Genomic DNA, 18,896 nt, shown 5'->3' with positions numbered 1-18,896 from the left:
TTACTGGGGGTGTGAGACTAGCACACCCATTATTTTTGATTATGGTATTCTCTGGCTGAAAAAAGCCCCTAGCTTTTTGCCCCTTCTTTCCCTACTATCAATAACAAAGTATTTTTAGGCGATCGACTAAATTATGGGCAAACAATACAACGTTTATGGGATCGGTAACGCGCTCGTTGATATGGAATTTCAAGTCTCTCCTGAATTACTGCAAGAATTAGGCATCGATAAAGGAGTGATGACGCTGGTGGACGAAAATCGTCAAACCCAGTTGATGGAAAAATTGGCTCTTGATTGTAAACGCAGCGGTGGCGGATCGGCGGCGAATACCCTAGTAGCGATCGCTCAGTTGGGGGGTAGAGGTTTCTATTCCTGTAAAGTGGGTAATGACGAATTAGGTAAGTTTTATCTGCAAGATCTGCGGGCCTGTGGTTTGCATACCAATGAACACGGCGGCGAAAAAGAGGTGGGAATCACGGGAAAATGTCTAGTTTTCGTCACTCCCGATGCCGATCGCACCATGAATACTTTTCTCGGCATCACTGGGGAAATTTCCGAACGAGAATTAGTCCCCTCAGCGATCGCTAATGCCGATTATCTCTATCTCGAAGGTTATCTCGTCACCTCTCCCACTGCCAAAGCTGCCGCTATTAAAGGGCGAGAAATTGCTCAGGCGGCTGGAGTCAAAACCGCTTTATCCCTGTCGGATCCCAATATGGCGATTTTCTTCCGGGAGGGATTACTGGAAATGATCGGAACGGGGTTAGATTTCGTTTTCGCTAATGAGTCGGAAGCTTTGACTATTTCCGGCAGCGAGGAAATCGAGTCAGCGATCGCCTATTTTAAAACCATTGCCAAAGGATTCGCTATCACCCGGGGTGCTAGTGGTTCTTTGATCTATGATGGCGAAAATCTCCTGGAAATTGACTCCCATCCCGTACAGGCGATCGATACCGTCGGTGCAGGGGATATGTATGCAGGTGCGTTTCTCTACGGTATTACCCACGGTATGGGTTACAAAGGAGCAGGAAATCTCGCTTCTCTAGCGGCTGCCCGGGTGGTTTCTACTTTTGGAGCGCGTTTACAAACCGAGGAAATTCAATCCCTGCGCGATTCGATCGTTTTGGGATAGGTTTTGTCAGTGATCAGCTTTCAGTCATCGGGAGTCAGGTTTTTTCTCCCTGCTCCCTGCTCATAGTCTTAACGAGTAATTTAGATAGGGTTTGCTGAATAAATTTGAAATGTAGGCAAAGTAAGGGTTTTGGGGCTTTTCTCGCGAAACAGGTGCAAGATTTTGAGAGAATCGTCGTTCAAAACCTTGCGTCTTCATCGGCCCGCGTCCTGTAGGGGCGAAGCATTCGGGCAATAACCTATCGGTGAAAACGTAGATTTTCTATCCGAATGCTTCGCCCGTACTTATTCAGCAAACCCTAGATAGTCATACTAAATCCTGTTTAAAAGTTATAGGAGAGTGGGGAGAAGGGAGCGGGTTTTTCAAGTTGGATTGGGGGTTAATCATGCTATTAAAAACCGATTCAGTATAACGGTAAAGTTAGACCGTCTTCACCGATAACTTTGGCTGAGTCATAGCGCCTCAATTGTAACGCGCCCACCTTCCACTGCCTCAATCTGAAGTTTAAAGCCATACAAAAGACCCATCCCCACACATCATACGGGCTTTCTCTGGCTGCGACTGCCAAAACGGAAGACGGCTCTATGTCCAATCCGAATCACCCAAGGTTGAGCATCAGGGACACGCTCATAGAGATGATCGGTAGCAGTAATCGTATCGTCGGCAAGCTCAAACGCTCCAGTTTCGATGTCGATCGCCACAATTCTCCCCTGATTTCCCTCCTCCACTTGAGAACGTACCTGAGATTCATAAATCTCATTACCACGTCGAGCGAATTCTTCTTTGCTGTAGCGGGGTTGACGAACTGTCATTGGCTTGACCCTGTGGCAACTTTTGCCCTCTATTTTAACCCAAACATTGGGAATTTTCGCTAACATTCCCCAACTGAGCCCACAAGAGCGGCATCGCACTTTAACCCACAGCTTCAATCAATGGGCATGGTGCGTTCCCCAAAATCGATCGCTGGAGCAGTAGCACTTGCATTAGGGAACGCACCCTACCAGATCGGCGATCGCGCTTTGCATCCATCATAACCGATAGTGGATACCTCAGTTCCTTGTGCAAGCGGATTGTGATACAGCGATTTGCACTACTCACTGAGCAAACTGAATCTGAACCAAAAATGCTCCAGAGTTATCATCAAAATATGCTTCAAAATAGCTATCATCTACAATTCGTTTCCACTCATCTTCCCTCTGTTTTACTGTAACCTTGCCTGAACCATAAGTTTCATCAAGTTCTTTTTGAGAGAGTATGTAAGCACTTTCCGCATCCTTGTTAAGCACAGCATCGTTGACAACTAGCCAGAGTTTTCCTCCTTTTTCGCTCTTGATTGAAGCATTTCTTCCTATTACGCTAATATTTTTAGGTTTAGGGTTAGTCTTGCTCAGGTCCTCTGTAGTGATACAGGCAAGTAAAACACCATAGTTGTTATCTGGTGAAATTAGGTACTGCTTTATTCGTAAATCTTTATAACCTAAAGGCTGCCCGCCTTCAGGTTCCATCCATCCCAATCTTGGGTATTTATGGGTATAGGCAGCCTCAACCAGTCGATGAATAGCAAGATTAATTGAACCAGTTGCTGTAATTTTTACTTCTTGACCAGGCTTAATTTCTAAACCAGTATTTAGCCACAGTTTATTTGCCGGTAAAAGCACAGTCTCTTTTCTACTGGACAAATAACTTTGAATTGAAGGGAAACTAGATAAGAAGAGCAGTGGAATAATCATCCACAGTGGTAGTTTTAAATTAATGATTTTCTGAAGGCTTTCACTGACTTCAGATAACTTGGATAAGTTTTCAATTAGAATTTTAAGCATTTCATTCCCCATATCACGACCAAAAGCGTGTTAGCCAGATTAGCATATTGCCAAAAACCTTGTTTAACTAAATTCCTGACAATTAGGCTCATTCTAGCGATGATTCCTATGTCTGACCGCACCCCTTGACAAAAACTTACAATTATTAGACCTTTAGCGATCGCTATCGGCAGATAGTTGTTTTTTGTTAGAGCAGTGGGGAGAAGGGAGCGGGTTTTTCAAGTTGGATTGGGGGTTAATCATACTATTAAAAACCGATTCAGTATAACGTTTCCGTTAGACATCAGACACTAATGGTAAACGACGAATACGAATACGGCTTGGCTCAACCGTAATGGCTGATCCTTGTTCTAAATCCTCCTCGCACTCAGCGATTACTGTCAACAAAAGATTCGTAAGTGCTTGGGCGCGTAATCTTTCAACCCGAATGCGAATGACTGAAGGAGTATTCGCCACGTCAAGTGCCAGCAATGTATGGAAATCTGCATCGAGAGTAGCAACAACCCGTCCCTCGTCTCTAGCCCTTTGGATAATGTCTGAGTCTTCAGCTTCAGACATCCCTATTTGGCCAACATGAATAGTGTCGATCCCAGCATCACATAATAAAGTTGCCGCAGAAAGCGGTAGTCCCTGATCAAGCAACAGCTTCATAGCGATTAGGAAGTTCAATGATGCGATCATCCAAGTAAGAAGAGGCAAAAATTAGGGCTTGTCGAATATCTTCATCCTCCAGTTCCGGAAACTCTTGATGTAATTCTGCTCGATCGGGATAAGTTGCCAGTAGCTCAATCACTCGACGAACCGTAAGGCGAAGATTACGGATGCAGGGTTGCCCATTCATACGGTTTGGATTGCTCGTAATACGATCTAGTTTCATTAGAGTAATTCTATTGCTTCATGATCACTTTAACCTTTAGCGGGAGTAAGGGACTTGCGCTTTGATAATGTACCATTTAGGGCTGGTCTTATTCTTCTAGAGAGCGATTTTCTGGCTGGGATATTATTCCCACGCAAGTCCCTAACTACTGGTTTAAGGTAAATCCGTCGCCCCCATCAAAAAGCGATCGCATTCCCTGGCGGCCCCGCGACCTTCATTAATCGCCCAAACCACCAAACTTTGACCACGACGACAATCTCCCGCTGCAAAGACTTTCGGTAAGCTAGTGGCAAATTGACCATGTTCGGCCTTGATATTGCTGCGGGCATCCTTTTCTAAGCCTAAATCATCGAGTAAAGGCTGTTCTGGTCCCAAAAATCCCATGGCCAATAGAACCAATTGCGTCGGGATGACTTTTTCTGTTCCTGCCACCGGTTGGGGGATAAACTGCCCTTTTTCGTTGCGTTGCCATTCCACCTGTACCGTGTGAATCCCTGTGACGTTACCCTCGCTATCCCCCTCGAATTTAGTCGCTGTGGTGGTATAAACCCGGGGGTCATCGCCAAAACGTGCGGCTGCTTCCTCTTGTCCATAGTCCAGACGGTAGATTTTTGGCCATTCGGGCCAGGGATTATCGGCGGCCCGTTCTCGGGGCGGTTGCGGCATAATCTCTAATTGGGTGACGCTACGGCAGTTATGACGCAGGGAAGTCCCCACACAGTCGGTTCCCGTGTCACCACCGCCGATAATTACTACGTCTTTACCCGCAGCCGAGATAAAATCCTCCCCCGGCTGTCCGTCTAGTAGTGCTTTTGTATTAGCAGTGAGAAACTCCATGGCGAAGTGAATGCCCTTTAATTGGCGACCTTCGATGTTTAAATCCCGGGGTTTGGTGGCTCCGGTACAGATAACCACGGCATCATATTCGTTTAATAGGTCTTGGCTGCTGATATCCTTGCCCACTTCCGTGTTACAGACCATTTTTACCCCTTCCTGTTCCAGCATCTGGAGACGACGCAGAACCACTTCTTCCTTATCTAACTTCATGTTAGGGATACCGTACATCAACAGGCCTCCGGGTCGGTCGGCCCGTTCGTAAACCGTCACCCAGTGACCAGCTTTATTTAACTGGTCGGCAGCCGCTAATCCCGCAGGTCCGGAACCAATCACAGCCACTTTTTTGCCGGTACGGATTGCGGGGGGATTGGCAGTAATCCAACCGGATTCCCAACCTTTGTCGATAATCGAACATTCAATATTTTTGATCGTAACGGGGGGATTATGAATACCGAGAACACAGGAACCCTCACAGGGAGCGGGGCAGACTCTACCGGTAAATTCGGGGAAATTATTGGTTTTATGGAGGCGATCAAGGGCTTCTCGCCACAATCCTCGATAGATTAAATCATTCCATTCGGGAATCAGGTTATTAATCGGGCAACCACTGGCCATGCCACTAATTAGGGTTCCCGTGTGACAAAATGGTGTACCACAATCCATACAACGGGCGGCCTGATTGCGGAGTTTATCTTCTGGCATGGGAAGATGAAACTCATCCCAATTATGAAGGCGATCGAGGGGGGTAAGTTCGGAAGGAAGTTCACGCAGGAATTCGATAAAGCCAGTCGGTTTGCCCATAGTCTTTGTTATCTCTGTCGTTTATTCCCTATCTTCCTTCACAGTTCGATCGATCCCCGCAACTTTACCGATTTCTTTAATCTTATCGGCAGCTCAGTGGACTAACAGGCGGTAATTTTGACAAATTGGTTAATTAACTATTGAGTTAAAAATAGGCGATTTCAAGAGGAAGGGGGCAATTCTAAGGGGATAGCCCCGATTATTCCCTTACGAAAATCATTGAGTAACTGCATGGCTGCCCTTTCTTTATCTTCTTGATATTTGAGATTGGCCAATTTTTCGATAAAATCCTCCCCGGTTATGTCTAGAGTATTCAACCCATAACGAGATTGTAAAAGTCCTTCATACTGTAATTCTATTAATAAATCGACAAAAGCCGCCGCTATCCTTTGGTTATCATAACCAGCATCCCCAATATCCTCACAGATAGCTAATTTCACCGCATCCTTTTGATTTTCTAAACGGGAAGGAATCACCCCCGGCGCGTCTAATAATTCTAAGGTGTCGGAAATTCGTACCCATTGTAATTGTCGCGTTACTCCGGCCCTGCGGGCGCTGGCAACGACTTTTCGCCCCAATAAACGGTTAATCAGGGCAGATTTACCCACATTGGGAAACCCAATCACCACGGCCCGCACTGGACGCGGTAACATTCCTCTTAGTTGACGTTTTTGGTTAATTTCATCGCCAATTTTTTCCGCCGCTTTGATAATTGCTTTAACTCTTTCTCCCTGTTTAGCGTTAGTAAAATAGACGGTTTCTCCTTGACTTTTAAACCATGTTACCCATTGTTGCTGGGCAGATTCGGGAATCATATCGAGACGATTTAAGATTAATAAGCGCGGTTTATTGCCAATCCAATCGTCCACCTGGGGATGATGAGAAGCTAAGGGAATGCGAGCATCGCGCACTTCTAGGACCACATCCACGAGTTTAAGATGTTCCTTTAGTTTTCTTTCCGCTTTGGCAATATGACCGGGATACCATTGAATTAACGACATGGGAGATGGGAGTATAAAATTAGATCTTATCAGGAATAGTCCCTAGATAGCTAAGTGGGTAGGTGTTAAAAATTATCAGATTCCTCCTTATTAAGCTATTCATTCGTTACATCTTTCTTAACATAAAATTTGACAAAAAGAGAAAAGTGTGCAAGATGGCTCAAGGGAGTTCTATGGCGGAACTAAGTAGCTGGTTATAATTAGGGTTTGCGGCAAAAAGTACGGGCGAAGCATTCGGATAGAAAATCTGATGAAGACGCAAGGTTTGGAAGCACGATTCTCTCAAAATCTTGCAGCTGTTTCGCGAGAAAAACCACAAAACCCTTACCTTGCCTAAATTTCACATTTATTCAGCAAGCCCTAATTAAATTAAAGATAGATTTTAGGTTCGATCCCCTTAATCAGGGGGGTTGACAATTGTTAACACCTACCTACTTATTTTTTGCCTCTTGCCTGACTGGGAGTCGCAAGTCTAAGCTAAGGATAGCCGGCCAACCCGTACCGACCACCGGATAACTGATAGAATGAACGATTCTAACGCTAATGCTCCCGCTCAATCCTCAGAAGAGACAATAGATGAAACCAATTGGGTAGATCTCGGGGAAGAAGGGAAACCCCTAGATAAACCCACTGCTAAACCTATCCAACCATCTCCCCTCAAGTCTATCTCTACCCTGATCACGGTGGAGACGGCTTTTTTGGCCAGTGCTACCAGTTTAATCTGGTTAATTGATTATTATTTTCCCCTCGGACCGTTATTAAGGGTTTTCTTCCCGATTCCTATCGCTTTAGCCTATTTACGTTGGGGCGCTCGCTGTGCTTGGATGACAGCATTAGTTTCTAGTTTACTTTTGTCGGTGTTGATGGGACCGACTCGCAGTATTGTCTTTTTGATTCCCCACGGCTTGATGGGGGTACAATTGGGGCTATGCTGGCGCCGGGGTGCGCGCTGGGAATTTTCTATCTTGACTGGGGGACTGTTGGGGGCTTTTGGTTTATTCTTTCGTTTTTGGCTGTTTTCAATTCTTTTAGGCGAAAATCTCTGGTTATATGTGATTACCCAAGCGACTAATTTTATTGATTGGATTTTCACCCAGTTAGGGATTCTCGCTAAACCGACGCTGCTGCAAGTGCAATCGATAGCAGTTGTGGGCATATTTGTCAATAGTTTATTATACTTATTTGCCGTGCATTTAGTGGCGTTATTAGTTCTTGATCGCCTCGGTAATCCGATTCCTCGTCCGCCCAAATGGGTGCAGGTCATACTAGATTATGAGTAATTATTTAGGGACTTGCGCTTTGATAATCTACCTTTTGGGCGAACGCAGTTCGCCCCTACATTGTGGACAAAATCCGTTACTGTAGGGGCGCAATGCTTGCGCCCTCCGAGCGTTCAGGTTTGCTGATCACTCTAAGTAGGGGGAGAGCCTTCGAGCGCCTCCGCAGCTAAGGGACTTGCGCTTTGATAATATGCCATCTGGCCGGTCTGATTCTTCTACAGAGCGATTTTCTGGCTGGGATATTATTCCCACGCAAGTCCCTTAGTGCTTTATGGTCAGTATCTCCAGTCAACTGTTAATCGATCATTTTTCCCCGATTATCGTCTTGTCAGAGAGTGACCGAGTGAGTTATAGTCGTCTATAAGACTCGATTAAAGCATTTCTTAAAAGAATCGTGGTTTTTGGAAAATCGAAAAGTGCGCTATTTTCCCTTCCACAGAAACCTGTTGCCGAGGGGAGTAACTCAAAAACTCCTTTTTTCCTAGATTCTGATAGACAGAACCGGCGGAAACGGATAAAAAATGCTGTTATCGAGCAAGACTCAGGGATTAATTGAAAATCTCGTCTCCTAGCTGTGCTTGTCCAATTGTGGGTCAAGCCGGCACTTGCCAAACAGACTTAACAACTGAAACCAAGACTCAGTTCCCACGTCTGGGGGGCAGATGAATATCAAGATGAGGCTTTAACGATGCGGACTCATCTTCTTAGAACTTTCTTAACAAGACCAGATTTCCGGAAGTAGCCTCAAAGCATAGACAAATAGCCCATGGTCCGTCGCTTTTGAAACCGAAAGATTGAGGAAATTGAATGCCAAAACAAATAATCATAGCCGAACAACACCATATAGCGGCTGTTTTTTGGGAAGATCAAATTCAGGAATTAGTTGTAGCCACAGGTAATCAACAGGTGGCCGACATCTATCTAGGATTAGTAGAAAACGTCATCCCCGGGATAGATGCAGCCTTCGTCAATATTGGCGATGCGGAACGCAATGGCTTTATCCATGTCACCGACCTGGGTCCCCTAAGACTGAAAAAAACCGCCGGTGCTATCACGGAATTACTGGCCCCCCAGCAAAAAGTGCTGGTACAGGTAATGAAAGAACCCACTGGCAATAAAGGACCGCGACTAACGGGAAATGTCACTCTCCCCGGTCGTTATCTGGTATTGATGCCCAATGGTCGCGGGGTGAATCTTTCCCGTCGCATCCGCAGTGAAGACGAGCGCTCCCGTTTACGAGCTTTAGGGATTTTGGTCAAACCGGCGGGGATGGGGTTGCTGGTACGCACCGAGGCCGAAGGTAAAGCGGAAGAGGCGATTATCGAGGATTTGGAATTTCTGCAAAAACAGTGGGAGAGCATCCAACAGATGGCCGTCAGCAGCCGCGCCCCGGCCCTGCTGAACCGCGATGATGACTTTATTCAAAGGGTTTTGCGGGATATGTACAGTGCCGATGTCAATCGCATTGTTGTGGATAACCCGATGGCGGTAAAACGAGTTAAACAGCAATTGACGAACTGGGGCGGCGGCAAAGCTCTCGAAGGGGTTTATATCGACTCCCATCGGGAAACCCAGCCAATTCTCGACTATTTCCGGGTTAACGCCGCCATTCGCGAGGCCCTGAAACCCCGGGTTGATTTACCCTCCGGCGGCTACATTATCATCGAACCGACGGAAGCTTTAACGGTAATTGATGTTAACTCCGGTTCCTTTACCCGTTCGGCCACGGCCCGGGAAACCGTACTCTGGACTAATAGCGAGGCTGCCACAGAAATCGCTCGACAACTGCGCTTGAGAAATATCGGCGGTGTGGTGGTGGTGGACTTCATCGATATGGATTCCCGTCGCGACCAGTTGAAACTGCTGGAATTGTTTAATAAAGCCCTGAAAAGCGATAAAGCCCGGCCCCAGATTGCCCAATTATCGGAATTGGGGTTAGTGGAATTAACTCGTAAGCGTCAGGGGAAAAACATTTATGAATTATTCGGCAAAACCTGTGACCATTGCGGCGGACTGGGCCATTTAGCCCATCTACCCGGAGAAGGCAACGCCATCGCCCTGGAAACCCCCACCCTTAGCCGCGCGGAAAAAGAAACCCTTGTCATCGCTACGACTAATACAAAAGTTCTACCCGATAAGAGCGCTCCTAGCGTTGCGGCGGCCGAACCCTATCTAGAAGTTTTCTCCGAATTTGAGGCCGAAGAAAACGCCCAAGATATAGATCTTTCCTTCCATCCCAACTACCAAGAACAGGTTAATAATTCTCGCCGTCGCCGTCGTCGTCGTCCCTCGGAACTGTTACTCAAAGAGGAACGGGGCGAAAAAGCCTCTACTAACGGTGTTAACAACGAAATCGAGCCGGAATCAGAACCCCAACGCCTTGAGGAAAAACGAGAACGCCCCGCCCGTCTCTCGAAACGAGGAGAAGATGCCAGTGCTGGCAAAAATATCCCCGTCACCGAACGGGAGCGGGTTTCCGTGGAAATGACCCCCGTAGAACAGGAAGTTTATTCTTTAATGGGCATTTCTCCCCTGATTCTCGTGGATAAGGAGTTTAAAGACCCGAAATCGGTGATTGTTTCCGTGAAACTGCCAGGGGAAAGGGAAGCGGAAAACCCAGAAACGGCTGCCACTCCTGAAATATCCTTGACTCCTACCCTAGAGGCCGAGGACACAGCCGCCACCGCCCCCATAGAGGCGACGGAAACTGGCGAGGAAGCCGAAAATCGTTCCTTGGTGCGCCGTCGTCGTCGTCCCACCACTAGCGAAGTTAGTCAGGAAATCAACCAAGAAGCTAGTGCGCCAGCGAGTTTTACGCCCGAACCGATTGCGCCCGAAACTCCAGTTTTTCTCGGCGAAGTCATTCCTTTAGAAACCCCGGTGAGCGCCGAGGTGACGGAGGAGCCACAAGTAGAGGCTGAAACTGCGGTGCTGCGTCGTCGTCGTCGTCGTTCCTCCGCCACTGTCGATGAGTCATGAGCGCAGAACCCTTAATTGCTGGTGTCGATGAAGTGGGGCGCGGGGCTTTATTTGGCCCCGTGGTGGCGGCGGTAGTGGTCACTGTCCCCTCTGGTTTTCCGCAGCTGTGGGAGTTGGGGGTGAAGGATAGTAAGCAACTTAGCCCCCAAAAACGGCAAAAATTGAGCCCGCAAATACAACGGGATTTTGTTTGTCGCATCGGTTATGCTACGGTGAAAGAGATCGATCGCTTGAATATTCTTCATGCCTCTCTACTGGCAATGAGCAGAGCTATCGGGAAATTACCCCTTTCCCCCAGTCTCTGTTTGATCGATGGCAAGCACATTATTAAAGATTTGTCAATCCCCCAAAAGGCGGTAATTCAGGGAGACCAACAATCGCCGGTAATTGCGGCGGCTAGTATCGTGGCCAAAGTCTGGCGCGATGACTTAATTGCTCGTTGGCACGGACGCTATCCCGATTATGGACTCCCTCGTCACAAGGGTTATGGCACTGCTCAACACCTAGAAGCGATTGGCAACCATGGACTTACTTCTCAGCACCGGCTCTCTTTTAGTCCCTGTCAACAAATCCGCGTCAGTCCCCACCCAAGGACGGAGTGGGGTGGGGATGGCGATTGAGGGGTTTACTCACTGAGAACTGATGCCAGGGCCTGACGGGCAATTTTTGTGACGTAGAGGGTGACGGCAACGGTAGCGATAAAACCAATAAGGCGAATAGTCCATAGTAAAACTGGGTTAGTGGCTGGTGCCGAGGTCCCGATAGTGGCAAGACTGCCCGCTAAAGAGCCAATATAGACATACATTATTGTCCCCGGAATCATGCCCGCGCAACCTATTAGATAATCTTTCAGAGAAACCCCGGTGACACCATAGGCATAATTGAGCAGAGTAAAGGGAAATATGGGAGATAAACGGGTTAAAAGCACTATTTTTAAACCTTCTTTCCCCACAGCTTCATCGATAGCTTGAAATTTATTATTACCTTGAATTTTTTCCGCCACCCACCCCCTAGCCAGATAACGTCCCACCAAAAAAGCGGCAGTAGCGCCGATAGTTGCCCCGATAAAGACGTAAAAAGAGCCTAAAACCACGCCAAAAACTACACCAGCCCCTAAAGTCAGGATTGAACCGGGAAAAAAGGCCACAGTAGCTAGAATATAGATAATTATAAACGCGATCGCTCCCACAGCCCCCAAACTATCCACCCAAGTCAAGGCATTGAAAAGAATAGTTTGAGGATTAAAACCAGTGGAGGCACTGGATTCAACAGCAAAAGCGGGGGGAGTAGTCAGGAGAAAAACAAGGCTAAATGTAGTTAATAACAGCAAATGCCTGATAATCACAGTTTTTTCCGAGGGCAAAAACTTGGAAATAATCATAAAAAGTCCCTATAAGGAATGAAAAAAAAGAGATTGAACTACAGAAGCGAATTAAATAGAACTGGGGCTATTCTACCCCGATTATCATTGTTTAGACCAGAAAGCCAATCCTAAAAATTCCCAGAAAATCCCAGTCTTTCTGAGAAGATAAGACAAGCAACAGCCGGGTAATTTTTGCCGTTTACTTGATATTACACCTTGCCGTCTCTGGGGAAAAAATGTCACAATTAGAAATAATTAGCATTGGATATAGCAATCAATCTATGAAAATCCTCCCCGAAGTCAAAGTCCCCACCTTCCTGCAAATGGCACAATGGATCATTAATCCCGTAGCTTTTATGGAAAATGCCGCCCGCAAGCATGGCGATATTTTTAGCGCAAAAGTGGGTTTAACTGTAGATAATTTTATCTTTGTCAGTAGTCCTTCAGCCCTACAACAAATTTTAACTAATGACCGTAAAAAATTTTCGGCACCGGGGGAAACCAATCGGATTATTGCCCCGATTATTGGTGATTATTCCGTCATCATGTTAGACGGAGACATCCACAAAAAACGCCGTCAGCTTTTATTGCCACCTTTTCACGGGGAAAGAATGCGTTTCTACGGCGATTTAATCCGCGATATTACCCTAAGAGTAATGGCAGAATTGCCCGAAAATCAACCTTTTAAGGCCCGTTCAGCGACCACAGCGATTGCTTTACAAGTAATTATGGAGGCAGTTTTTGGAATTAGTCAAGGGGAACGTTATCAAACCCTGAAAAAAATTCTGGCTGAAATGCTCGATATTTTTAACTCTCCGGTGATGGTTTCTTTGTTATTTTTCCCAATTTTGCAGTCTGATTTGGGTGCTTGGAGTCCCTGGGGAAAATACCAGCGTTCCCAAGCAAAAATTGATGATATTATCTATACAGAAATTGCCGAAAGAAAAGCTAATCCTAACCCCAATCGTAGCGATATTTTATCACTACTGATGTCGGCCCGGGATGAAGAAGGCAACCCGATGAGCGATAAGGAATTGCGCGATGAATTAATGACCTTATTATTCGCAGGTCATGAAACCACCGCCACCGCTATATCTTGGGTGCTCTACTGGACTCATCGCTATCCAGAAATTCAAGCAAAAATTCTCCAAGAAATAGCCACTTTAGGAGATAATCCTAACCCCATTGATATAACTCGATTACCCTATCTTTCGGCGGTTTGTTCGGAAACTTTACGCATTCATCCCGTGGCAATGTTAACTTTTCCGCGAGTAGTGCAAGAACCGGTAGAACTAGATGGTTATCCTTTAGAAAAAGGGACAATTCTTATGGGTTGTATTTATCTAGCTCACCACCGTGAGCAAACTTTCCCCGATTCCCATACTTTTAAACCAGAACGCTTTTTAGAAAAACAATTCACCCCCTACGAATATATGCCTTTTGGTGGTGGAGCGCGTCGTTGTATTGGGGAAGTTTTAGCTATCTACGAGATGAAAATCGCTATCGCCACAATTTTGGCCAATTATCAGTTAACTCTAGTTAATAATACCCCTGAAAAACCCAGTCGCCGCGGTGTCACCCTTGCTCCCTCGCGAGGAGTTCCCATGGTCTTAAAAGGACGACGGGAACCTCTGGTGACTGCCCCCATGCTCGCCGAAATTTCTTAAAAAAACTGACAAACTATTGTACAATCAGAGTTGTGGTATCCCATATCATAACTCTGCTTTTTTGTCAATAAAATTGGGGATAATTATGGTCTTAATTCGTTTAGCTAAATCCTGGCAAATTTCCGAAAATGAAGTTACTTCCGAAAGTGTTTATTTTAACCGTCGTCGCTTTTTACAGGGGTTAATCGGGGCAGGAATTGCGGGAAGTTCCCTATTATTAACTTCTTGTGGTAAATCCTCCTCCTCGGAAGCTTTAGAAAAAAGTTTGCAATTACCTAAAATTGAAGGGTTCAGCAAAAATCCGCAGTTTTTAACGGTAAATCGTCCCGTAGTTGCCGAAACTGTAGCGGGGAAATATAACAATTTTTATGAGTTCGGAGGGGGGAAAAATATCTGGTTAAAAGCGCAGAAACTACCGACGAATCCCTGGATGGTAGAAGTGGGAGGATTGGTAAAAAATCCCCAGACCTACGATATAGATACTATTAAAAAAACCTTTCCTCTCGAAGAAAGAATCTATCGTTTTCGTTGTGTGGAAGCTTGGTCAATGGTCTTACCTTGGCTTGGTTTTCCCATGGCTGCTTTAATTGCGGCAGTGGAACCAAAACCAGAAGCAAAATTCGTCCGTTTTACCTCCTTTTATGATCCAGAAATTACCCAGGGGCCAGGATTACATTTAGGAGCCTTACCCTGGCCCTATACAGAAGGTTTAAGAATTGAGGAAATGGCCAACGAATTAGCTTTCTTTGCTGTGGGAATTTTCGGACATGATTTACCAAAACAACACGGCGCACCCTTGCGAATGGTTATTCCTTGGAAATACGGTTTTAAAGGGGCAAAATCGATAGTAAAAATTGAATTTACCGCCAAACAACCCGCCACCTACTGGAACACAATTGACGCTCACGAATACGATTTTGAGGCTAATGTCAACCCCAGTAAACCCCATCCCCGTTGGTCGCAAGCAACGGAGAAATTTATCGGCAGTAGAAGTGATTTATCTTGGGAAATTATCGAAACTCTGCCCTATAATGGCTACGGTGAATATGTGGCTAGTTTGTATAGTTGATTTTGATGATTACCCTCGTTTTATTCAGTTTAACTAAGTATCTATGGACAATAAAACTCTGTACGAACAAGACTTTTATCTCTGGATTAGAACTACTATTAATCAACTGCAAGCGAGACAGTTTGAGCGGGTAGATTTAGAGAATTTACTGGAGGAATTAGCAAGTATGGGGAGGAGTGAAAAACGCAAAATTGAAAATCCTTTGATTCAATTGCTGGTACATTTGCTGAAACTAACCTACTGGACAGGAGAAAAATCTAGAAATGAGGGTCACTGGAAGGGAGAAATTCTCAACTTTCGCCGACAAATAATCGAAGAAATTAAAGATAGCCCTAGTTTGAAACCCTATATTCTGGAAATCTTTGAGGAATGCTATCAATTTGCTAGAAAAGAGGCTCAAGTTAGAACTCAATTACCTCTTGATACTTTCCCCCCTATTCCCATTGGTTCCCTTGAACAAATTCTCGATGAAGATTGGTTTCCCACTAATAACCACGAGTAATATATAGAGGTAAATTATGGATAATAAAACCCAGTACGAAGAAGACTTTTATCTCTGGATTAGAACTACTATTAATCAACTGCAAGCCAGGCAGTTTGAGCGGGTAGATTTAGAGAATTTACTGGAGGAATTAGCAAGTATGGGGAGGAGTGAAAAACGCAAAATTGAAAATCTTTTGATTCAATTGCTGGTACATTTGCTGAAACTAACCTACTGGACAGGAGAAAAATCTAGAAATGAGGGTCACTGGAAGGGAGAAATTCTCAACTTTCGCCGACAAATAATCGAAGAAATTAAAGATAGCCCTAGTTTGAAACCCTATATTCTGGAAATCTTTGAGGAATGCTATCAATTTGCTAGAAAAGAGGCTCAAGTTAGAACTCAATTACCTCTTGATACTTTCCCCCCTATTCCCATTGGTTCCCTTGAACAAATTCTCGATGAAGATTGGTTTCCTACTAATGACCACGAGTAATATATAGAGGTAAATTATGGATAATAAAACCATGTACGAAGAAGACTTTTATCTCTGGATTAGAACTACTATTAATCAACTGCAAGCCAGACAGTTTGAGCGGGTAGATTTAGAGAATTTACTGGAGGAATTAGCAAGTATGGGAAGGAGTGAAAAGCGCACAATTAAAAATCTGTTAACCCGATTATTAGAACATTTACTTAAGCTCAAATATTGGGCGGCAGAAAGAGAGAGAAACGAAGGTCACTGGAAGGGAGAGATTAGAACTTTTCGTCTCGATATATTAGATGAACTTAAAGATAGTCCTAGTCTGAAACCCTATCTTTTAGAAATTTTCGATGAATGTTATCTTTCAGCCCGAAAAAATGCCAGTGACCGCTCTCAATTACCCCTCGATACTTTCCCCGCTATTCCCATTGGTTCCCTTGAACAAATTCTCGATGAAGATTGGTTTCCTGCGGGCGATAATCTGGAAATGTAGCCATCAGTTAGACTGCTCCATACTGCTCTAACAAAAAACAACTATCCCCCGATAGCGATCGCTAAAGGTCGAATAATTGTAAGTTTTTGTCAAGGGGTGCGGTCAGATCGAAGAATCATCGCTAGAATGAGCCTAATTGTCAGTGCGATGCCGAAGGCACTGCATAGCAGATCGCCGATCTTGTAGGGTGCGTTCCCTAATATGGCTCCCACTGCTCCAGCGATCAATTTTGGGGAACGCACCATGCCCATTGATTGAAGCTGTGGTCTAAATTTGATCGCCGATCGTGTAGTACGGGGCCTGGTGATGCTCACACAAATGATACTGAATTGCCAGATATTGGAGTTCACTACTGGCTAGATGCAGGAACGAGGCTGAAATACATTTTGAAAGTCTGGGTTGAGGATTAAAGAGCTTGCGAATTAGTAGTCAGGGTGGGCGTTTGCTCACCTTACTTTTTCATGCGGTAATATGGAATGAGATGGTGAAAGACTGAGACTATAGCTATGACGCTCGCATCAAATGAACAAACCGCTATCATTCGTACAGAGCGAGGACTGACAATCGCAGGAACCCGCATCACCCTCTACGATGTGATGGATTATGTGACTGCTCAATATCCACCTAAGTTCATTCAGGGATTATTTGATCTGACGGAAGAGCAAATTAACGCTGCCCTGGCTTATATTGAGGCTCATCGTGCGGATGTAGAGGCTGAGTACCAGCAAGTTCTCAAAGAAGCTGAAGAACTCCGACTATACTATGAAGAGCAAAATCGTGAGCGAGTTGCCCGTATTGCTGCTAAGCCGCCAAAACCTGGCACAGAAGCCATTCGAGCAAAACTTGAAGCGGAAAAAGCCAAGTTGGCATCACGGGCAGGAATTTTCTAGTTGATCATAACTTACGAGGGCATTCTCTTGTCCTCGCCGGAGTCCTTGCTGCGAGTGGTTGGCTTGACTTGATCTCGATTCGTTTTATTCTGTTTGAAGAAGTTGGGTTAGCTGTCACGAGCGATGATCGTGTTGTTTGGCGGTATGCCCAAGCCAATCAGATGATCCTGATCACCGCTAACCGAAGTATGAAAGGCAAAGATTCCCTGGAGCAAGTGATGCGGGAGGAAAATACCCCCACATCATTACCCGTCGTGACAATCGGTAATATTGAGCGACTACTTGCCGAGCCAGATTATCGAGATCGTTGCGTTAACCGTTTGGTTGATATTGTAGTTAATATTGAAGATTATCAAGGCGCAAGACGCATTTTCATTCCGTGACGCGGCGAATGCTAGGGCCGTTGAAGTCTATCTGTAGGGACACGGCATAACGGGGTCTTTATACTGAATCGGTTTTTAATAGTATGATTAACTGCCAATCCAACTTGAAAAACCCGCTCCCTTCTCCCCACTGCTGTGACAAAAAACAACTATCTCCCGATAGCGATCGCTAAAAGTCGAATAATTATAAATTTTTGTCAAGGGGTGCGGTCAGATCGAAGAATCATCGCTAGAATGAGCCTAATTGTCAGGAATTTAGTTAAACAAGATTTTTGGCAATATGCTAATCTGGCTAACAGGCTTTTGGGCGTTATATAGGGAAAACTTCTGGCGATTGCGCCTAAATGGAGTGATATACGGAAAGTTTCCACATATTGTTACTTTCAAGAGTGTTATACGGAAAGTTGACCTATAATATGTAGTTGGGCTGCTTCGTTTTTTGGTTGTGGCTGTCCTTGAAGGTGATTTGTTAGAATCACAAAGTTTTCGTTATTGAGATTTTTTATGCAATCCGGTCTCCGCAGTGGAAAGCTTACAAAATGGAAAGATGAGCGTGGATTTGGTTTTATTCAACCCGTTGATGGGAGTCAGGAAGTTTTTTTGCATATTTCTGAAATTAAAGATGCAACCCGTCGTCCACAAGAAAACGACACGATTTATTACCACTGCATAGTTGACTCAGATGGCAAAGTTCGAGCTTACAACGCATTTATTCTGGGAGCAAGAAACAAGTCAGAACCTTCAAGTAGTCGAACTAAACCCTCTGATGCCATCATTTCAAGCTTTCCGATAGTTGAGTTAGTTCTGTTATCGCTTCTGCCTTTGTTTGGAGCTATTCGTTTTACATGGACGACACGCAATCCCATTCCACTGATTCTTTATCCCGTAATGAGCTTAGTGACTTACGCTCTATACGCAGATGATAAATCTCGTGCTAAACGAAAGGATTGGCGAACTTCTGAACAAACGCTACATCTGTGTGAACTTGCAGGTGGATGGTTGGGCGGGTTTATTGCCCAGCGAATATTGCGCCATAAAGGTCAGAAAAAGTCTTATCAAGTCACTTTTTGGGCGATCGTGATCATTCATTATGTTGTATGGCTGTTTTGGCTGTTTTCGGGAGGAACGCTATGACGTATTGCGATTCTAAAAGCAGCAGTGCGATGCCGAAGGCACTGCGTAGCAGTACGCCAATCTTGTAGGGTGCGTTCCCTAATGTGACTCCCACTGCTCCAGCGATCGATTTTGGGGAACGCACCATGCCCATGGATTGAAGCTGTGGGTTTAAGTGCGGTGTGGGCTAATCTGGCTAACACGCTTTTGGGCGTGATATAAAGAT

At 45.2% G+C, this 18,896-nt stretch carries 19 protein-coding genes; 12 read left to right on the top strand and 7 right to left on the bottom strand.

Annotation, left to right across the window (positions count from 1 at the left end):
* Positions 1-133: 133 nt before the first annotated feature.
* Entirely contained in the window at positions 134-1,132 is a 999-nt protein-coding gene (locus H6G40_RS01255) for an adenosine kinase (RefSeq protein ID WP_002734298.1), read from the top strand.
* 536 nt (positions 1,133-1,668) lie between these two features.
* On the opposite strand, the gene H6G40_RS01250 is transcribed toward H6G40_RS01255, so the two are convergent.
* The 6 genes from H6G40_RS01250 to ylqF form a co-directional block, all read right to left on the bottom strand.
* Positions 1,669-1,944, bottom strand: a complete 276-nt coding sequence (locus tag H6G40_RS01250; protein ID WP_002734346.1) for a hypothetical protein — start codon at positions 1,942-1,944, stop codon at positions 1,669-1,671.
* Between the two features lie 282 nt (positions 1,945-2,226).
* A complete protein-coding gene (locus tag H6G40_RS01245; RefSeq protein WP_002733009.1) occupies positions 2,227-2,952 on the bottom strand; it encodes a hypothetical protein in 726 nt (241 codons plus the stop codon).
* A gap of 276 nt (positions 2,953-3,228) precedes the next feature.
* Positions 3,229-3,603, bottom strand: coding sequence for a DUF5615 family PIN-like protein (locus tag H6G40_RS01240; RefSeq protein WP_042790260.1), 375 nt, complete (start codon positions 3,601-3,603; stop codon positions 3,229-3,231).
* Positions 3,587-3,829, bottom strand: coding sequence for a DUF433 domain-containing protein (locus tag H6G40_RS01235; RefSeq protein WP_002761871.1), 243 nt, complete (start codon positions 3,827-3,829; stop codon positions 3,587-3,589). The genes H6G40_RS01240 and H6G40_RS01235 overlap by 17 nt, the downstream gene beginning before the upstream one ends.
* Positions 3,830-3,982: 153 nt before the next feature.
* Complete coding sequence (locus H6G40_RS01230; RefSeq protein ID WP_002731974.1) at positions 3,983-5,467, bottom strand: glutamate synthase subunit beta; 1,485 nt, start codon at positions 5,465-5,467, stop codon at positions 3,983-3,985.
* Positions 5,468-5,628: 161 nt separating this feature from the next.
* Complete coding sequence (ylqF, locus tag H6G40_RS01225; protein WP_002732450.1) at positions 5,629-6,468, bottom strand: ribosome biogenesis GTPase YlqF; 840 nt, start codon at positions 6,466-6,468, stop codon at positions 5,629-5,631.
* A gap of 524 nt (positions 6,469-6,992) precedes the next feature.
* On the opposite strand from ylqF, the gene H6G40_RS01220 reads away from it, so the two are divergent.
* The 3 genes from H6G40_RS01220 to H6G40_RS01210 all read left to right on the top strand — a co-directional run bounded on the left by H6G40_RS01220 (position 6,993) and on the right by H6G40_RS01210 (position 11,347).
* Complete coding sequence (locus H6G40_RS01220; protein ID WP_002732287.1) at positions 6,993-7,748, top strand: DUF2232 domain-containing protein; 756 nt, start codon at positions 6,993-6,995, stop codon at positions 7,746-7,748.
* Between the two features lie 807 nt (positions 7,749-8,555).
* Positions 8,556-10,727 (top strand): ribonuclease E, encoded by a 2,172-nt coding sequence (rne, locus tag H6G40_RS01215; protein WP_002731589.1) that lies wholly within the window; start codon positions 8,556-8,558, stop codon positions 10,725-10,727.
* Positions 10,724-11,347 carry a ribonuclease HII gene (locus H6G40_RS01210; protein ID WP_002733771.1) on the top strand — a complete coding sequence of 208 codons (624 nt, stop codon included), beginning with the start codon at positions 10,724-10,726 and terminating at the stop codon, positions 11,345-11,347. The genes rne and H6G40_RS01210 overlap by 4 nt, the downstream gene beginning before the upstream one ends.
* A 5-nt stretch (positions 11,348-11,352) precedes the next feature.
* On the opposite strand, the gene H6G40_RS01205 is transcribed toward H6G40_RS01210, so the two are convergent.
* Positions 11,353-12,108, bottom strand: a complete 756-nt coding sequence (locus H6G40_RS01205; RefSeq protein WP_016516175.1) for a TVP38/TMEM64 family protein — start codon at positions 12,106-12,108, stop codon at positions 11,353-11,355.
* A gap of 263 nt (positions 12,109-12,371) precedes the next feature.
* Between H6G40_RS01205 and H6G40_RS01200 the strand changes: the two genes are divergently transcribed.
* The 8 genes from H6G40_RS01200 (at position 12,372) to H6G40_RS01165 (ending at position 18,691) form a co-directional block, all read left to right on the top strand.
* Positions 12,372-13,757, top strand: coding sequence for a cytochrome P450 (locus H6G40_RS01200; RefSeq protein ID WP_190537175.1), 1,386 nt, complete (start codon positions 12,372-12,374; stop codon positions 13,755-13,757).
* A gap of 85 nt (positions 13,758-13,842) precedes the next feature.
* On the top strand, positions 13,843-14,826 hold the full coding sequence (gene msrP / locus H6G40_RS01195; protein ID WP_002734357.1) for a protein-methionine-sulfoxide reductase catalytic subunit MsrP: 984 nt from the start codon (positions 13,843-13,845) through the stop codon (positions 14,824-14,826).
* Between the two features lie 43 nt (positions 14,827-14,869).
* Positions 14,870-15,328, top strand: coding sequence for a DUF29 domain-containing protein (locus H6G40_RS01190; protein WP_069475645.1), 459 nt, complete (start codon positions 14,870-14,872; stop codon positions 15,326-15,328).
* A 16-nt stretch (positions 15,329-15,344) separates the two neighbouring features.
* A complete protein-coding gene (locus H6G40_RS01185) occupies positions 15,345-15,803 on the top strand; it encodes a DUF29 domain-containing protein (RefSeq protein WP_190537149.1) in 459 nt (152 codons plus the stop codon).
* A gap of 16 nt (positions 15,804-15,819) precedes the next feature.
* The gene (locus tag H6G40_RS01180) at positions 15,820-16,284 is read left to right on the top strand and encodes a DUF29 domain-containing protein (protein ID WP_069475647.1); all 465 of its coding nucleotides are present in this window, start codon (positions 15,820-15,822) and stop codon (positions 16,282-16,284) included.
* Positions 16,285-16,790: 506 nt separating this feature from the next.
* Complete coding sequence (locus H6G40_RS01175) at positions 16,791-17,174, top strand: DUF433 domain-containing protein (protein WP_069475648.1); 384 nt, start codon at positions 16,791-16,793, stop codon at positions 17,172-17,174.
* A complete protein-coding gene (locus tag H6G40_RS22970; RefSeq protein ID WP_069475649.1) occupies positions 17,153-17,557 on the top strand; it encodes a DUF5615 family PIN-like protein in 405 nt (134 codons plus the stop codon). Before H6G40_RS01175 ends, H6G40_RS22970 begins: the two co-directional genes overlap by 22 nt.
* A 504-nt stretch (positions 17,558-18,061) precedes the next feature.
* Positions 18,062-18,691: a DUF1294 domain-containing protein gene (locus H6G40_RS01165; RefSeq protein WP_002731896.1), complete on the top strand. Its 630-nt coding sequence runs from the start codon at positions 18,062-18,064 to the stop codon at positions 18,689-18,691.
* The last annotated feature ends 205 nt before the right edge of the window (positions 18,692-18,896 follow it).

The sequence above is a fragment of the Microcystis viridis FACHB-1342 genome (assembly GCF_014698335.1).
Taxonomy (GTDB): Bacteria; Cyanobacteriota; Cyanobacteriia; order Cyanobacteriales; family Microcystaceae; genus Microcystis; species Microcystis ichthyoblabe_A.
Note: the sequence above shows the minus strand (reverse complement) of the source record. Positions and strands in the feature narration are given on the sequence as shown.

Bases quoted from the DNA above. Each gene is read 5' to 3' on its own strand.
- H6G40_RS01255 (WP_002734298.1), top strand. From the start codon at position 134: ATGGGCAAACAATACAACGTTTATGGGATCGGTAACGCGCTCGTTGAT.
- H6G40_RS01250 (WP_002734346.1), bottom strand. From the start codon at position 1,944: ATGACAGTTCGTCAACCCCGCTACAGCAAAGAAGAATTCGCTCGACGT.
- H6G40_RS01245 (WP_002733009.1), bottom strand. From the start codon at position 2,952: ATGCTTAAAATTCTAATTGAAAACTTATCCAAGTTATCTGAAGTCAGT.
- H6G40_RS01240 (WP_042790260.1), bottom strand. From the start codon at position 3,603: ATGAAGCTGTTGCTTGATCAGGGACTACCGCTTTCTGCGGCAACTTTA.
- H6G40_RS01235 (WP_002761871.1), bottom strand. From the start codon at position 3,829: ATGAAACTAGATCGTATTACGAGCAATCCAAACCGTATGAATGGGCAA.
- H6G40_RS01230 (WP_002731974.1), bottom strand. From the start codon at position 5,467: ATGGGCAAACCGACTGGCTTTATCGAATTCCTGCGTGAACTTCCTTCC.
- ylqF (WP_002732450.1), bottom strand. From the start codon at position 6,468: ATGTCGTTAATTCAATGGTATCCCGGTCATATTGCCAAAGCGGAAAGA.
- H6G40_RS01220 (WP_002732287.1), top strand. From the start codon at position 6,993: ATGAACGATTCTAACGCTAATGCTCCCGCTCAATCCTCAGAAGAGACA.
- rne (WP_002731589.1), top strand. From the start codon at position 8,556: ATGCCAAAACAAATAATCATAGCCGAACAACACCATATAGCGGCTGTT.
- H6G40_RS01210 (WP_002733771.1), top strand. From the start codon at position 10,724: ATGAGCGCAGAACCCTTAATTGCTGGTGTCGATGAAGTGGGGCGCGGG.
- H6G40_RS01205 (WP_016516175.1), bottom strand. From the start codon at position 12,108: ATGATTATTTCCAAGTTTTTGCCCTCGGAAAAAACTGTGATTATCAGG.
- H6G40_RS01200 (WP_190537175.1), top strand. From the start codon at position 12,372: ATGAAAATCCTCCCCGAAGTCAAAGTCCCCACCTTCCTGCAAATGGCA.
- msrP (WP_002734357.1), top strand. From the start codon at position 13,843: ATGGTCTTAATTCGTTTAGCTAAATCCTGGCAAATTTCCGAAAATGAA.
- H6G40_RS01190 (WP_069475645.1), top strand. From the start codon at position 14,870: ATGGACAATAAAACTCTGTACGAACAAGACTTTTATCTCTGGATTAGA.
- H6G40_RS01185 (WP_190537149.1), top strand. From the start codon at position 15,345: ATGGATAATAAAACCCAGTACGAAGAAGACTTTTATCTCTGGATTAGA.
- H6G40_RS01180 (WP_069475647.1), top strand. From the start codon at position 15,820: ATGGATAATAAAACCATGTACGAAGAAGACTTTTATCTCTGGATTAGA.
- H6G40_RS01175 (WP_069475648.1), top strand. From the start codon at position 16,791: ATGACGCTCGCATCAAATGAACAAACCGCTATCATTCGTACAGAGCGA.
- H6G40_RS01165 (WP_002731896.1), top strand. From the start codon at position 18,062: ATGCAATCCGGTCTCCGCAGTGGAAAGCTTACAAAATGGAAAGATGAG.